The organism is Nonlabens sp. Asnod3-H03 (genome assembly GCF_045063665.1).
GTDB lineage: Bacteria > Bacteroidota > Bacteroidia > Flavobacteriales > Flavobacteriaceae > Nonlabens > Nonlabens ulvanivorans.
Genome location: NZ_JBEFOD010000006.1, coordinates 78490 through 93955 on the forward strand (window position 1 = coordinate 78490; position 15466 = coordinate 93955).

Genomic DNA, 15466 nt, shown 5'->3' on the forward strand with positions numbered 1-15466 from the left:
TAATCCGTATTAAAGATGTCACGATTAAATAACAATATTGTGATTTTTAAACACTTATGTTTTTTTTTGTTTACGTTTTTGTAAATGCGTGTTAACTTTAACTCAAATCTATTCTTATGAAAATTATTAAACTACTGACATTATTCTTCTTAATAGTAATCGTGTATGCTTGCTCGACCGCAACAGCCGAAAAACTTCAAGAAACTGATGAAGAAGCCACGATTGCTGTAGAGGAAGTGGTTCAAAACTTATTTGATGAAGTCTGGTCAGATTATGATGAGGCAGCAATAACTAAGTATCAAACAGATGATTTTTTGCTGTTAGAACACGGTGAGGTATGGAATAATGACACCATTGCAAATTGGTGTAAAAGTGCTAAGAAAAGAGAGCTCCAATTTGACCGCATCAATAATTTTGAAAGAATTGCGGCAAAACGTAACGGTGATAAATTATGGCTAGCATATCACAATTACGGTACGTTCAAGTTAGACACTCTTAGTTTTAAAAGTAGCTGGTTAGAAAGTGTTGTAGCTGTTAAAAAAGATTCTGTTTGGAAATTAGAGTTAATGCATTCAACTAGACAATCAAAAGATTGATTTACCATTTTTATAGGCTACTCAAGGCTTTGCCGTGTAAATGTCGGGTATAAGTTGCTTAAAATATTTTGACCTAGCTTGTCATATCCAGTAATATTGCTGCATGAATTTTAAAACCCATTTGTTATGAACCAGCCAGAATTAGGAAACTACATTGCACAATTAAGAAAAGAAAAAGGACTTACTCAAGAAGAGCTTGTTGAGCTGTGCAATATTAACGTACGCACTATACAACGCATTGAGAATGGAGATGTGACTCCTAGAAGTTACACGGTTAAGAATATTTTTGAAGCATTAGGGAAGTCCATTGATGAGGTTTTTAAAAAATCAGAAAAACAACCTGATGTTTTACCTGCCATTAATTATAATAAGTCTTTACTAGGTTGGGGAATGATTGCTGGTATCATCTATTTAATATTAGGTACTTTAAATGTGTTGGTAAGTATAAACGAAGCTTTTAATACTGAGCTTATGTCACCTATTATTTATGCAGCAAGTGTAATTATTGAATACTTAACTTTAACTGTTTTACTAATAGCTATCGCGCACTATGGTCGATTAAATGAAAGCTCGTTAATTAAAAATGCTTCCTATGGTGCAATAGCTTTACTCGCAATATTTTATATTATTGACTTCTTGTTTTATTCTAATTTTCTTGATGAAAATGAAGGAATAGGCATGGTGCTATCATACTCTTCTCTTTTCCTCTATGGATTGATATATCTGTTTTTGGCAATAGGATTTTTTACTCATCGCGTACAACTGGGAGAACTTGCAAAATGGGCAGGAATTATAGGTATTATTGGTGGTGTGTCTTTCTGTTTAATCATTCTATTTCCGCTAGGGATTCTAGCAACATTAGCTTTTGAAATTATGCTAATTATACTTCTGTATAAAGCTTGGGATAATTCCAATAAAAAATCCCTAGATCATTAATGATCTAGGGATTCTCAATCTATAAATCTAAACTACTCTAACTTTGTTGTTCAGGAACATTTTGCATTTGCAATTGATTGTCAAACTGTAATGTTCTTATCGGGAATGGTATATTAATTCCTTCTTTGTCAAATGCTTTTTTGATAACAATAATAGCTTCACTAGTATTGATTAACTTTTGTAATCCATTTTCAATATCATAATAGAACCTCAACATGAAGTTAATGCTACTATCACCAAATTCTCTATAATAAAATTCTACGTCGTCTTTAGAATTAATTTGATCAAAATTATCGATAATCGCTTGTTTAGCTACTTCTCTTACGTGATCTAAATCACTCTCATATCCAACACCACAATGTACAATAACACGCATGGTTTTAGTAAGTCCATAATTCTTCATGGGATTATCCATGATTAACTTATTAGGTATAATTACTGTATTATTATCAGCCTCACGCATGATGAATTTGTTCAAATCGATAGAGATAATTTCACCTTCATAGCCATTAGTTTCTACCCAATCGCCAACGCTTACCATCTTTCTAAAACTTAAATGTACACCGCTTAAAGTATTTGATAAAGTACCTTGTAAGGCAAGACCTATAACCAGACCTGATACACCAGCACCAGCAATTATGGCTTGTACCGTTTCATTTAAATCCAGCACATTTAAGGCAATAAACAAACCACCTACAATTACTACCGCTGCAGCGACTTTACCTATTAGTTTACGTACAGATACTTGATTAACTTTATGCTGTACTAGTTTTTGTACACCTCGACTAACCCATTTTGATATAAAATAAGTTACTATTAATACGATAAGTGCAACTGCCATGCTAGGCAAGTTGGTGATAAGAGTTTCATACCATGATTCTAATTGATCTAATATCAATTCAGTGGTAGTCATATTAGATTTTGCTTCAGCTTCTGCGGCAGCAGCTGCTACTTCTTTTGTATTTTCCTGTTGGAATATCATAAATAATTAATTGGGTTGATTTTAATTCCCCATAAAAGTAAAGCTATTTAACAGTGTGTATATTTTATTTAACATGGTTTAACTAGATATCCTTAATAAAAACAAAATTTACTTCAAGTATCCTTAAAAATTAACATTTAAATTAAGATGTATCTATTGCTAAGAGATAATCATTTATAAAATAGTACTTTAGGTCAGCCAGTAAGTTCACTTTTAAACAGCAACGTTATCAATACTTCAAAACTTCCTTCAGTAATTTACTTTCTAACCATTATCGATGTGGAAGGTTCCAAAACGGTAAGACAATTAATTAAGGAATAATAGTATAATTTCGCTATCGCGAAAGCGGAATAAACAACCAAATCACCATGAAAAAACACTTATACATTCTATTTTCAATAGCATTACTGTTTACTATAACGGCTTGTATTTTTTTTAATAAGCAAACTACTGAGGCATTTGATGCCATAGAACTTAATGTGGAAGCAGCTTCACTTGATAAATCAAAGGAAATCGAGTCTTTAATGAAAACGATAACAGATAGCGCCATGGCAAACCCAGCGGTATATGCAAGTGCCTATAACCATATGAATGAGTTTCATACCAAGTCAGAACGATTACTGACTGAATTACAGCATGTAAGAGGTTTAATTAATGATCAAGTAGGTGAATCAGGTGATTTTGAAAAGATGGATGAAGACACAGATCAATTATTGTTTAATGGTGATCAACCATCAGAAAATGGAGCGCGCTTTATAAAAGCCATTCAAGATTATAACCTTACTGCTAGTGACCAACTTTTCTTTTTTCCAGAGGCCGAAAAGATGGCTCAAAATGCCTTCTCTATAGAAGATGTTACAAATCGTGATGGTGAGAATGTAGAGTGGTTAACATATAATTTTAAGGGATTTCCGGCAATCGCTTCTAAGACTAAAATTGCGATGATGGAAAATGATGTGAAAAACGTCGAATCTACATTTTTAAAAGCCTTAATTGAAAAGCCACAATTTTAAAACGGCTACCTTTGTCACATGGAAGAGAAAGTAGAACATAAAGCAGGTTTTGTTAACATAGTAGGGAATCCTAATGTTGGAAAATCTACATTGATGAATGCTCTAGTAGGTGAGCGTTTATCTATTATCACTTCAAAAGCACAGACGACACGTCACCGTATATTAGGTATTGTAAATGGTGAGGATTTTCAAATGGTATTGAGTGATACACCTGGTATTATTAAACCAGCATACAAGCTTCAAGAAAGTATGATGGAGTTTGTAAAAAATGCTTTTGAAGATGCAGATTGTATTCTGTATATGGTAGAACTAGGTGAAAAGGAACTTAAAAATGAAGCGTTTGAAAAACGATTAACCTTTGCAGAGGTTCCTGTTATTGTATTGATTAATAAGATTGATAAAGGACAGGCTTCTCAATTAGAAGAGGCTGTTGAACACTGGAAAGAGAGATTGCCTAATGCAGAGATTTTTGCAATTAGTGCTTTAGAGAATTTTGGTGTCCCACAATTAATGGCACGTATTGTAGAGATATTGCCTGCCTCACCAGCTTTTTATCCTAAAGATGCTTTAACGGATAAACCAGAACGATTTTTTGTAAATGAAAGCATACGCGAGAAAATCTTAATTCATTACAAAAAAGAAATTCCATACTCTGTAGAGATTGATACAGAAGAGTTTTTTGAAGATGAAGATATTATAAGAATACGATCAGTGATTATGGTAGAGCGCGAGACTCAAAAAGGTATTATAATAGGTCATAAAGGTGCTGCTATTAAACGTGTTGGTACTGAGGCTCGTAAGGATTTGCAAAAATTCTTTGGTAAGCAAGTTCATATAGAGTTGTATGTAAAAGTGAATAAAAACTGGCGTAGTAATGAGAAACAGCTGCGACGTTTTGGTTATAAAGGAGAGAATAAATAAATCTTTTCAATCATATAAAATCATAAAGCCGATGCTGTTCAATCAACATCGGCTTTACTTTTGAAAAGAGTATTTTAAAATCTATAGTAGATTATGGTATTGTATTTAGTGGTATCGATGATACAAGGTTTTCAACACTTGCGTGCTTGCTTCCTCCAGCTTTTTCAATGGTGATATTTAAATCTGATGCTTTTTTTAAAATTTCAGCACTTATCGTTTTAGGTTTCAAATCGTTTAACACAGCAAGGGAAACCATCTCGCCGTCTACATCTGCCCATAATTGATAGTCCAGTCCGTTTTCTAGTTCAGGTAATGCAGCAATTTCAATTTGAGCTTTACCAGCTGGTTGATTATAATATGCAATAACACGTAACGGTTCTTCTTCTATATAACCTCGCATTAAATATTTCTCAGTATCACCAGCTTCTATAAACGCAAGGCGCATTTCTAATATTCTTTTTTGAGTGTCATTAAGTTCATAATCACGCTCTAGGTTTTCAAATTGAGTAGTTGTTTCTACAATTTCTTGTTTAAGACCAGTGTTTTGTTGATATAGATAACCTAGCCCAGATAATGCTAGCAGAGCAACGATAACAGCTGCAATACTTAACCAGTTTTCATGTTTACTATATTCTGGTTCTAATTCTTTTCTAGTTGTTACTTTATTTAAAATCTGTTCTTTTAAGTAATTTGGTGGTGTAATCGCATTTGTATTTGCATATAAGAAAAGCTCTTCTTGTAACTTATCATAAGCTAGTTGAACCTCACTATACTGGTTGATCATATCCTCAACCATAGTATTCTCAGTATCAGATGTGTCACCAATGACATAGCGATCTAGTAATCCAGATTGTAAAAACTCTTCGATATGTTGATTCTCTAATTTCATGATAGTAATAAAATCCATAATAGGATGGTGATTCCTTTATTAATCGAGCGCAACTCAATTAAAGCGGCACGCATCCTAGTTTTAAAAGTTCCTAGAGGAATGTCTAAATAGTCTGCAGCCTCCATATGTGTCATTCCTTTATAAAAAACCGCATCTAATACCGAGATGTATTTTGTGTCTAAGGTACTAATTTGCCTTTTAAGACTTTCTTTATCATCTTGATTAATAGTGTCCTCTATAGGATATACGTCTCGATTCTTTAATTGGATTTCTTTACTCTGTTTTTTTTGAACTTTTCTTAAATAATCAATAGTCGTATTGCGAGTGATACCATAACACCAAGTAAAAAACTTTGCTTTGTCTGGATTATAGCTGCTGCTATTGTTCCATATTTTGATAAGAGCATCCTGTAAAATGTCGCTTGAAGCATCTTTATCCTTAGTTAGTTTTAAAGCGCATCCATATAAAGCAGGTCCATAATTGTCATAGAGTAAACTCATGCCACGCTGGTCGCCTTGCTTTATTAATTCAACGATATGTTGTTCTAAAATAGGAGTCAATGTTGTTTTAACTTTTTTTTAGTACTTGTTAAAAATCCATTTCAAAGTTACGGGCGTATTACCCTTAGATGCATCAAACTTTCAAATAATTAACAAAATAAAACTTGAAAATGAAATTAACAAACCTCTTTACCGCACTATTTTTCTTAGGATTAGCATTAAGTGTAAATGCACAATCAGACCAGCAACTAGCCTCAGCTAGCCTTGCACATACAGCTGTTCTTCAACCATCAACATCACCAGTCATGTCTGACGATATTATAGGTGTTGCAGCATCAGATAAACGTTTTGCTACATTAGTAGCTGCTGTAAAAGCTGCAGATTTAGTAGAGACCTTACAAGGTGATGGGCCTTTTACCGTTTTTGCTCCTACAAATAGTGCTTTTGATAAACTACCAAAGGGAACAATTGCTACATTATTAAAAGAAGAAAATAAAAATAAGATTGCAAGTATCCTTGCATATCATGTCATCCCTGGCGAATGGACAGCGGCAAAAATTATTGCAAATATAGAAAGTAATGGTGGTGGGTTTATGGCTACTACAGTACAAGGTCAGCCTATTTATGCAAGCCTAGTAGATGGAAAAGTAGTTTTGCAAGATGCAAATGGCGGAAGTTCTACAATAACCGTAACAGATATTGAAGCTACTAATGGTGTGATTCACGCTATTGATACCGTAGTGCTTCCAAAAGAGTAATTTTCCCTAAAAATTGCTCTAAGACCTCTTTTAATCATGTGGATTAAGAGAGGTTTTTTTATGCGCTTCCGCGAAAGCGAAATAAAAATCAAATATTTTTTATAATCTAGACAACCTTTTTAAAAACATCTCGTCTATGTTAATAGAAAGTCTGTAAATTGTGAAAGTGATACAACTCTATACTAACGAAAAAAAGCTTATTGAAAAAGCTGCTGCTGGCGATAGGAAAGCCCAGAAGCATCTTTATGATAAGCATGCATCTAGAATGCTGAGTGTTTGTAGACAATATGTATCACCTGTGGAACTGGCAGAAGAATTGATGCTTAACGGTTTTTTTAAAGTATTTACAAAACTAGATAGTTTTTCACATCAGGGAAGCTTTGAAGGATGGGTAAGACGTATAATGGTTAGAGAGTGTATTGACTATTTACGCAAGAAAGACCCTTTTAAATATTCTTCTAGTATTGATGAAGAAAAAGAGCCTGCCTGTATGGATGAAGATACAGATGACGATATTGATATGAATGTTCTGCAACAGGCCATTGATGGATTGCCGGTAGGGTATAAAACTGTTTTTGTAATGTATGCAATAGATGGTTTTAAACATGGCGAGATTGCTCAAGTACTTCAAATAAGTGAGAGTACCTCAAAAACACAGTTCCGTAAAGCGCGATTGATGCTGCAGGAAGAATTAAAAATGATGAAAAAGAAGCATTATGAAGCTTAATAATATAAAAAACACTTTTGAAAAGAGAGAGATAAAGCCTAGTGCAGGCTCTTGGGACGTGCTGTCTGCTCGATTAGATGAAGATGATAAGAAGAGTAAAAAGCCAGTGGTTATTTATTGGTTAAGCGCTATCGCCGCTATTTTTATTGCTGCGTTATTATTGTATCCATCACTATCTAATGAGGCGATTATCAATAGCGATGATAAGATAGTTAACACTTTACCCTTGAATACAGATAATGCTAAAGACGACTTACTAATTGTTGAGCCTAAATTAGAACGTGATAAAAATATTGATGTAGCTAGCACGGTTAATACTGAGGTTCAAAATAATGATGACTCTAATAATAATGCTATAAAAAATCAATCGATTGCTCAAAATAACAAGCAACCTAAGACTGTAAATTCTAAAGTAAAAGATCAAGCAATCAATGTTCAAAATCCCGCATCATCTTTAAATATAGATAAGGCATTATCAAAGGGTAATGAGGATACAGCAATGGCTAGTGTGTCTAATCAGCATATTATAGAAAAACAACTTACTGCCGAAGAAGAAATGGAACTTTTACTTAATAAAGCGATGGGTAAAGTTGAGGTCACAGAAGTGGCTGTAAAGACAATCAATCCCGATAAATTATTGAGAGAAACAGAATGGGATATCGAATCTGATAATAGAAGTAAATTGCAAAACAGCATACAAGGTGGACTTAATTTCTTAAGAGCAGAAGCTGTTGCAATCGTAGATCGTAATAAATAAACAAAACCAATTTAATAACCTTTAAAACAGCTGTTTATGTACAACGGACAGCCATACTTATATCTAAAAATTAAAAATTATGAAAACACATGTACTTATTGCAAGCTTGATTTTATCTCTTTTTTTAGGACTATTTACTCAAGCTCAAGAAACTGAAAAAAAACCTACTAGAAGAGATTCTATTAGAGCTGCAAAAATGCGAGAAAAATATCCTGTTCAAATAGATACAGTAGATGGTAAAGTTATAAAATATGTTAATGGAACTCCTGGCGCTCATGAGAGAAAAATAATGAGTAGTGAATCTGCAATAGCGGCGTTAGAAGAAAGTCATAGCCTTTACGTGTCAGATAAAAAGACTCAATTCAAAACGATGATTGAGCGAGTTAATAAATCTTTAGAGGATAATAAAATTAGTGAAGAACAAGCAGATGAATCCAAAGCAAAGTTTGCCGAAGATCTTGCAGAGATCATTACTCAACATAGAGTGAAAACAGATGCCGAAATTAATTTAATTAAGGTTAACCGTACCTCTGCATTTTATGATTATAGATTAGAGGACCATGCCTCATCAACACTTGAGATTTCTACTAAAAAGGGAATCAGTATTAATATTGAGAATAATAGGCAAAATCAAAAGTATATCAAGACGACTTCTGGATTTACCCTAGGTTTTGGATACAATTATATGAATGGTGAGAATCTAGGAATCAATGATTTTAGTTACCCTAATAATAACTATTTCTCTCTAGGATATCAATGGAAAACGACACTTGATAAAAACAACCATGTAAGGTTAATGTATGGTGTAGAGTATCAAACACAAGGTACAGAGCTTAATGGTAATAGGTTTATAACTCAAGGCGATCAAGCTCAAGTAGCGGCTATAGGTTTTGATACTAAAAAAGCAAAATTCCGTCAGGATCAGTTGGTATTTCCTCTACACTTAGAGTTCGGTGGTAGTGACCGTAAAGAATATGAAGATGGTCGTGTACGTTTTCAAGAATATGATAAATGGAAATTTGGTATCGGTGGATTTGCCGGTTTTAATATGAGTTCACGTTTAAAATTAAAATATGATTTAGATGGACGTGAGATTAAGGAAACTCGAATTAATAATTTCGATAACGAAGTATTGTTATATGGTATTGATGCCTACGTAGGTAAAGATAGTTTTACCTTCTTTGGTCGTATGAATTTCAATAATGTATTTAAAAGCGATTCTGTAGACGCTCAATATGTGACATTCGGTATTAGGATTCAATAAAATAAAGATTTGAATTAGCCAGTGAAACAGCTCTTGTTTAATAACATGAGCTGTTTCTATGGTTAAAAATTAGTTAATGTATAATCGCATTACTATCACTACATTAACTTTAAATAAAAATGTTTTATGAAAACTAATCTACTTTTAATTATTACAGTTATCGGTTTGTTTAATCTAGGTTATGCTCAAGAAGAAAATGAGCTGGAAGATGCGCCTTACGATTTTCTAGACTTGTTTGATGAATCTAGAAGAGATCAAGAAACGGTCATGACTAATACAAAGCTGTATGTCGGTTTTGGATTTAATCAGGCCTTAGGAGATGGCAATGGTATAGGTGATGATTATCGTTTTTGGGGATCAGGTGTATTTGATGTTGGACTGGAATTCTCGACAAGACTTAAAAAGGAAGATGATTTTATGAGGTTCAACTATGGACTTACTATGCGCATTCAAAGTTTAAGGATTAATGATGATAAGATTTTTAGTACATTTAATAATGTCACGAGATTAGAGGATGCCGGATTTGATTTAGATGGCTCACGATTCACTCAAGTAAGTATATTAGCACCAGTACATCTTGAATTTGGGAGACGTGATTTAAAAGATTATGAAGACGGTATCAAGCGCTATGGTGGTGCAAAACCATTTGTAGTAGGTGTAGGTGGATATATAGGGCTGGTTTCAACTTCTTCTCAAGAAATTAAATATGAGCGTGAAGGTCGTGACGTCACTAACACGCTTACTAATGACTTTGAAGTAAATAATTTTCAATACGGCTTAAGTGTTTATGCGGGATGGAATGACTCGCAAATTTTTGCGACTTATGGATTAAACGATATTTTTAAAGACTCACCAGTGCAACAACAGTACGTTACCTTGGGTGTTCGATTCAGATAGAAATCAATAATTGCAATGAAGTAAGCCCTTATAATGATAAGGGCTTTTTTTATACGCTTTCGCGAAAGCGAGACTAATATCGAGTTCGTAGAAATTACTGTCAGTTTGATTCATTTACTTATGCTGCTTAATTCTTATTTTTACATTCTGATTCGGAAGCAAAGTAAATAGCAGTCAGCTATTTTTACTGTAGAGTTAAAAGTTACCATAAATTAGAATTTCCATAAATTGATATCACGTACTACTGTAGATAATGTTTTTGAAACCGCTCGAGTTGAAGAGGTAATAGGTGACTTTGTACAACTCAAAAAATCAGGTTCAAACTTTAAAGGTTTAAGTCCGTTCTCTGATGAGCGCTCACCTAGTTTTATGGTATCACCTGTAAAGCAAATTTGGAAAGATTTTAGTTCTGGTAAAGGAGGAAATGCAGTGACATTTTTAATGGAACATGAGCATTTTACATTTCCTGAGGCCATTAAATGGTTAGCAAATAAATACGGTATTGAGATTATAGAAACTCAACAAACCGATGAAGAAAAGCAAACACAAGATCAAAAAGAATCTATGTTTTTGGTTTCTAAATTTGCTGCAGAATGGATGGAGTCACAGCTCAAAACCGAAATGGGTAAAGCTATAGGCTACAGCTATTTTAAAGAGCGTGGCTTTACTGATGAAACGATTAAGTACTTTCAATTAGGATATTCTCCAGATCAGTGGAGTGCCTTTACTGATGCTGCTATAAAAGCGGGATATCAATTAGAGTTTCTTGATAAAACTGGTTTAACCATCGTTAAGGAAGAAAAACAATTTGACCGGTTTAAAGGTCGAGTGATGTTTCCTATACGTAGTTTGTCAGGTAGAGTATTAGGTTTTGGTGGTAGGATTCTTACTAATGATAAGAAGGCCGCAAAATATCTTAACTCGCCACAAAGTGATATCTATGATAAGTCTAAGGTGCTATATGGTATCTATGAGGCAAAGCAATCCATTGCTAAAGAAGACTTATGTTACCTAGTAGAAGGTTATACAGATGTGATACAGCTTCATCAAGCTGGCGTTAAAAACGTAGTGTCTAGTTCTGGTACCGCCTTAACTAAAGAGCAAATCAGATTAATACAAAGGCTTACTAAAAATATTACTGTTCTTTATGATGGTGATGCCGCAGGAATGCGTGCCGCTATACGTGGAATTGATTTAATTCTAGAAGCAGGAATGAATGTCCGTATTTGTACTTTTCCAGAAGGTGAAGATCCAGATAGCTTTGCAAAAGCACATACACAGACAGAAATTGCAGACTTCTTAAAAGCAAACTCGGTAGATTTTATAAGTTTTAAATCTAATTTACTTAAAAATGAAGCTGCTGGAGATCCTATCAAAAAAGCAGAGATGATTAGAGATATTGTCCAGAGTATTGCAAAGGTGCCTGATGATATTTCTAGAGAGATTTATGTAAGAGAAAGCGCTGCTATACTAGACATAGGCGAGGATGTATTATTTTCTTCACTAGCCCAAAATCGTAATGCAGGTTTAAAGGAGCAACGCAAGAAAGATCGTCGTGATCAACAATCCCAACCATTAAAGAAAGTTGAAAACGCAGAGGCTGCCGTAAAAGTGGATAGACGATCTGTACTTGAGCACGCTATCATTAAAATCTTATTATTATACGGTGATAAAGTAGAAGATTTTAAAGAAGAGTTTTTACAAGAGTCCGATGATGGTGAGCTAGTCGTTGAACCTGTTAAAGTTACGATGCCAGTTTATGAAAAGGTTTATCTCGACCTTCAAAACGATGAAATAGAGTTTTCCAACTCCATTTTTAAAACTTTGTACCCTAAGATAGTAGATTTATTGCTTATGCAAGGTAAAGTAGATCTTAATCAGGTTATGTCTACACTTAATGAGCATGAGGCTAGACTAGTTGCAGATCTAGTGATGCAAGAGGATAAATATCAACTGCATAAATGGGATGGTAAAATGATCTTTGTAAAGTCTAAGGATGAAACGGTTTCCACTTATACAATGGATGCCATTTTAAATTTCCGAAGGTTAATGATAGAAGAGAAGATAAAAGCTTTATTTGAAACTATATCTAAAGATCCCGCAGTAGATAATACTGATGTACTATCTACTGTAAGGGACTATAATAAATTGAGTAGATATCTGGGGAGACGCCTAAACCGTGTAGTCTAAGAGGTGATTTGTAGAATTCGAGACTGATGTATCAAGTCTGCGATATTATCTACATTAAGTTTTTTAAGTAAGCGAGTTTTGTAAGTACTTACAGTTTTCTCGTTGATACTCAAGATTTGCGATATTTCCTTATTTCTTTTTCCTCTAGAAAGTAAATTAAGAACTTCAATTTCTCTGGCAGATAATTTTTTGTAACGTAGAGTTACAGATTTACCAGTTTTACTTTTTGAGTTCATTACTTCTTTGATAGAATCAGATAAGAATGTTTCTCCACTGATCACAGTTTCGATCGCTTTCTTAATCTCTTTAGAAGATTTAGTTTTTGCGATATATCCATTTGCGCCAGCTTTAATGGCACTTATGGCATATATCTCTTCTGGGTGACAACTTACGATAAGTACTTTCAGGTCTGGGAAGTGAGAGCGTATATCTCTCAATGCGCCAGCACCGTTAGAATTAGGTAAGTCAATTTCTAGGATTAATAAGTCTGGTTTATGCTCCTTGATGCCTGATAAGAGCATCTCTCCATCTTCTACCTTGCCAGTGAAGCGTAAACGCTTACTGTCCTTCATCAGACTTTTAATTCCTCTTCGGAATACAGGGTGATGGTCTGCTAATAAAACGTTCATTTTTAGGGGTATTTGTAAGTACAAATATACAACGATTAATTAGGCTTTACAATCGATAATAATGTAAGTATTTCCTTGCTTATTAGGCTGTTATGTCCTATTTTATAAGGTTTTTAGGGATTATGCAAACAGGTATAGGGTTCATTTTGTGTTGATTCTTTTTGTTTAAAACGCTATAAAGGTTAAACACTTCTAGCTTTCTGCCGGTGAAATCACTCACCGTTTTTCCGTCACTAATCTCGTTCATGATATGTTCTAGCTCATCATAACTAGCGCCTATTTGATCTTCGTCAGTACGTTCTGCTCCATATAATCCATCACTAGGTGCTGCTTTCATAATGCTGTCTGGGACTAATACATGTTTCCCTATTTTATACACTTCGCTTTTCATTAAATCTGCAATAGGACTTACGTCTACACCACCATCTCCATATTTAGTGTAAAATCCAACGCCAAAATCCTCAACTTTATTTCCAGTTCCAGCAACCAGCAGTCCATGAACGCCACCATGATAGTATAATGTCGTCATTCTCAATCTCGCACGTGTGTTTCCACGAGTTAATTCTACTAGTGCGCTATCTTCTATGTCTGGCATGTTGTCTATAAAGCTATCAAAAACCGGTGTAAGATCACTACGCACATCGTTTACATTATCAAACCTCGATTTTAATTGTTTAATATGTTCTTGAGCTCGGGTTACATGATCTTGATGTTGGTGTATAGGCATCTCAACACATAAGACATCTAGACCTGTCATGGCACATAGGGTTGAGGTAACGGCACTATCAATTCCGCCGCTTACACCTACAACATATCCTTTTACTCCTGCTTTGGTGGCATAGTCTTTAAGCCATGTTACAATATGATCTGTTACTTTATCTACTTTCATAGTCTTTAATTGATATAGATTAGCTGTATTTTTGCAGCCTTAAAATTAATTAAAAAAAGCGTCGTTATAGGACTATGAAGTATAAGATTTACAGAGGTTTTAAATATCTCGCTTTCGCGAAAGCGTTATTCATACTCTCGTCGTGTAACGATTCATCGAGGTTAGAGCAGGAAATTGCTGCAATACCCATACAATCTGAAATCAAATTGTTTCATGAAGAGTTTGCTCAAGCCACTCCAGACGATTTAAGTAGTTTAAAGCAGGAATATTCAATGTTGTTTCCTCAACGTTTTGCAGATAGTGTGTGGATTGCAAAGTTAACAGGTGCAGACACGATTCAAATGGTGCTAGAGAATGCGGTGATGGATCGCAAATTTGATTATCAAAAAATACATGATGAAGTAGATAATGTTTTCAGGCATGTAGAATATTATTTTCCAGAATTTGAAACCCCAGATATAGTTACTGTTATATCTCAAGTAGATTATAGACGCAAGGTAACGCCTACTGAGGCTCAGCTATTGATTGCGATAGATACCTATCTAGGTAATGACCACGAGCTTTATGCTGGGATTAGTAATTATCAAAAACAAGGTTTGCAAATAGAACATTTGCCAGCAGACGTAGGTCTAGCTTATGCTTATTTATTTGTAAAGCCATCCATGGATAGATCATTACTGGGATCTATGGTGTATCACGGTAAGCTTCATTATGTACAAGAGTTGTTTGCGCCGCAATCAACAGGAGCCCAGATATTTAATTATGCGCCCGAAAAATTTGACTTTGTAGTAAATAACGAATCTCAAATGTGGAGTTTCTTTGTAGATGAAAACTTGTTGTATAATACTAATCCAAAATTACAATCACGTTTTATATTACCGGCACCGTTTTCAAAATTTTACTTAGAAGTAGATCAAAATACTCCAGGTGGAGTAGGTCAGTATATAGGCTATCGTATTGTTAAGTCTTACATGGAGAATAATGACACTTCATTAGATGCAATGCTCACTTTGCCAGCAGATGTTATTTTTAATAAATCAGGATATAAACCAAAACAATAATGGCTCAAAATCATAGATCAGAGATTAAAATAGGAATTGAACTAGATGAAAATCGTGTTCCAGAACATATTAGATGGAGTGCGCCAGATGGTGGCGTTACAGGAGCAGAAGCTAAAGCAATGATGGTATCTATGTGGGATTCTATAGAGAAAGAGAGTTTCCGTATAGATTTATGGACTAAAGATATGCCAGTTGACGAGATGAGAGTATTTTTTCATCAGACCTTAGTATCAATGGCAGACTCTTATCATCGAGCGACTAATGATGATAAGATGAGAGATACAATGATTGATTTTTGTGACTACTTTGCAGAAAAGCTAGAGTTAAAGAAAAAGTAATTCCATTATTTACTGCATTATGTTAGCTGTATAAGTAGATCTTAGTAGCTGGGATAATTATTAATCATGTAAAGTCAGAGCGGTGAAAAAAAATCCGTCTCTGACATAATGTTTGTCAC

General features: G+C 34.3%; 17 protein-coding genes. 12 read left to right on the top strand and 5 right to left on the bottom strand.

Features of this window, described 5'->3' with window-relative positions:
- The first annotated feature begins 116 nt into the window (after nucleotides 1-116).
- Nucleotides 117-596 carry a hypothetical protein gene (locus ACJJVI_RS00425; protein WP_052403549.1) on the top strand — a complete coding sequence of 160 codons (480 nt, stop codon included), beginning with the start codon at nucleotides 117-119 and terminating at the stop codon, nucleotides 594-596.
- 126 nt (nucleotides 597-722) lie between these two features.
- A complete protein-coding gene (locus ACJJVI_RS00430) occupies nucleotides 723-1532 on the top strand; it encodes a helix-turn-helix domain-containing protein (RefSeq protein WP_348021392.1) in 810 nt (269 codons plus the stop codon).
- Between the two features lie 37 nt (nucleotides 1533-1569).
- Here the strand turns inward: ACJJVI_RS00430 and ACJJVI_RS00435 are convergent, their stop codons facing one another.
- Nucleotides 1570-2514: a mechanosensitive ion channel family protein gene (locus ACJJVI_RS00435; protein ID WP_238566618.1), complete on the bottom strand. Its 945-nt coding sequence runs from the start codon at nucleotides 2512-2514 to the stop codon at nucleotides 1570-1572.
- A 368-nt stretch (nucleotides 2515-2882) separates the two neighbouring features.
- Between ACJJVI_RS00435 and ACJJVI_RS00440 the strand changes: the two genes are divergently transcribed.
- Together ACJJVI_RS00440 and era are read left to right on the top strand one after the other, a co-directional pair.
- Nucleotides 2883-3527 (top strand): hypothetical protein, encoded by a 645-nt coding sequence (locus ACJJVI_RS00440; RefSeq protein WP_405349677.1) that lies wholly within the window; start codon nucleotides 2883-2885, stop codon nucleotides 3525-3527.
- Between the two features lie 18 nt (nucleotides 3528-3545).
- Nucleotides 3546-4448 (top strand): GTPase Era, encoded by a 903-nt coding sequence (gene era, locus ACJJVI_RS00445; protein WP_317290119.1) that lies wholly within the window; start codon nucleotides 3546-3548, stop codon nucleotides 4446-4448.
- A gap of 91 nt (nucleotides 4449-4539) precedes the next feature.
- On the opposite strand, the gene ACJJVI_RS00450 is transcribed toward era, so the two are convergent.
- Nucleotides 4540-5355, bottom strand: a complete 816-nt coding sequence (locus ACJJVI_RS00450) for an anti-sigma factor (protein WP_042295625.1) — start codon at nucleotides 5353-5355, stop codon at nucleotides 4540-4542.
- Entirely contained in the window at nucleotides 5334-5897 is a 564-nt protein-coding gene (locus ACJJVI_RS00455) for an RNA polymerase sigma factor (RefSeq protein WP_042288390.1), read from the bottom strand. Before ACJJVI_RS00455 ends, ACJJVI_RS00450 begins: the two co-directional genes overlap by 22 nt.
- Before the next feature lie 110 nt (nucleotides 5898-6007).
- Here ACJJVI_RS00455 and ACJJVI_RS00460 point away from each other — a divergent pair, with 110 nt between their 5' ends.
- The 6 genes from ACJJVI_RS00460 (at nucleotide 6008) to dnaG (ending at nucleotide 12430) form a co-directional block, all read left to right on the top strand.
- Entirely contained in the window at nucleotides 6008-6595 is a 588-nt protein-coding gene (locus ACJJVI_RS00460) for a fasciclin domain-containing protein (protein ID WP_042270675.1), read from the top strand.
- 166 nt (nucleotides 6596-6761) lie between these two features.
- Nucleotides 6762-7322 (top strand): RNA polymerase sigma factor, encoded by a 561-nt coding sequence (locus ACJJVI_RS00465; RefSeq protein ID WP_348021397.1) that lies wholly within the window; start codon nucleotides 6762-6764, stop codon nucleotides 7320-7322.
- Nucleotides 7312-8079: a hypothetical protein gene (locus ACJJVI_RS00470; protein WP_405349681.1), complete on the top strand. Its 768-nt coding sequence runs from the start codon at nucleotides 7312-7314 to the stop codon at nucleotides 8077-8079. The genes ACJJVI_RS00465 and ACJJVI_RS00470 overlap by 11 nt, the downstream gene beginning before the upstream one ends.
- 79 nt (nucleotides 8080-8158) lie before the next feature.
- A complete protein-coding gene (locus tag ACJJVI_RS00475; RefSeq protein ID WP_348021399.1) occupies nucleotides 8159-9343 on the top strand; it encodes a hypothetical protein in 1185 nt (394 codons plus the stop codon).
- Between the two features lie 126 nt (nucleotides 9344-9469).
- A complete protein-coding gene (locus tag ACJJVI_RS00480; RefSeq protein ID WP_042295616.1) occupies nucleotides 9470-10240 on the top strand; it encodes a hypothetical protein in 771 nt (256 codons plus the stop codon).
- A 228-nt stretch (nucleotides 10241-10468) separates the two neighbouring features.
- Nucleotides 10469-12430 carry a DNA primase gene (gene dnaG, locus ACJJVI_RS00485; RefSeq protein WP_405349684.1) on the top strand — a complete coding sequence of 654 codons (1962 nt, stop codon included), beginning with the start codon at nucleotides 10469-10471 and terminating at the stop codon, nucleotides 12428-12430.
- Here dnaG and ACJJVI_RS00490 read toward each other — a convergent pair.
- A complete protein-coding gene (locus ACJJVI_RS00490) occupies nucleotides 12427-13059 on the bottom strand; it encodes a response regulator (protein WP_405349686.1) in 633 nt (210 codons plus the stop codon). The two genes, dnaG and ACJJVI_RS00490, sit on opposite strands and share 4 nt — an antisense overlap.
- Before the next feature lie 97 nt (nucleotides 13060-13156).
- On the bottom strand, nucleotides 13157-13948 hold the full coding sequence (gene nadE / locus ACJJVI_RS00495) for an NAD(+) synthase (protein ID WP_405349689.1): 792 nt from the start codon (nucleotides 13946-13948) through the stop codon (nucleotides 13157-13159).
- Between the two features lie 74 nt (nucleotides 13949-14022).
- Here nadE and gldB point away from each other — a divergent pair, with 74 nt between their 5' ends.
- Both gldB and gldC read left to right on the top strand, forming a co-directional pair.
- Nucleotides 14023-15009: a gliding motility lipoprotein GldB gene (gldB, locus tag ACJJVI_RS00500; RefSeq protein ID WP_405349692.1), complete on the top strand. Its 987-nt coding sequence runs from the start codon at nucleotides 14023-14025 to the stop codon at nucleotides 15007-15009.
- Nucleotides 15009-15347 carry a gliding motility protein GldC gene (gene gldC / locus ACJJVI_RS00505; RefSeq protein WP_036580048.1) on the top strand — a complete coding sequence of 113 codons (339 nt, stop codon included), beginning with the start codon at nucleotides 15009-15011 and terminating at the stop codon, nucleotides 15345-15347. The genes gldB and gldC overlap by 1 nt, the downstream gene beginning before the upstream one ends.
- Nucleotides 15348-15466 lie beyond the last annotated feature (119 nt).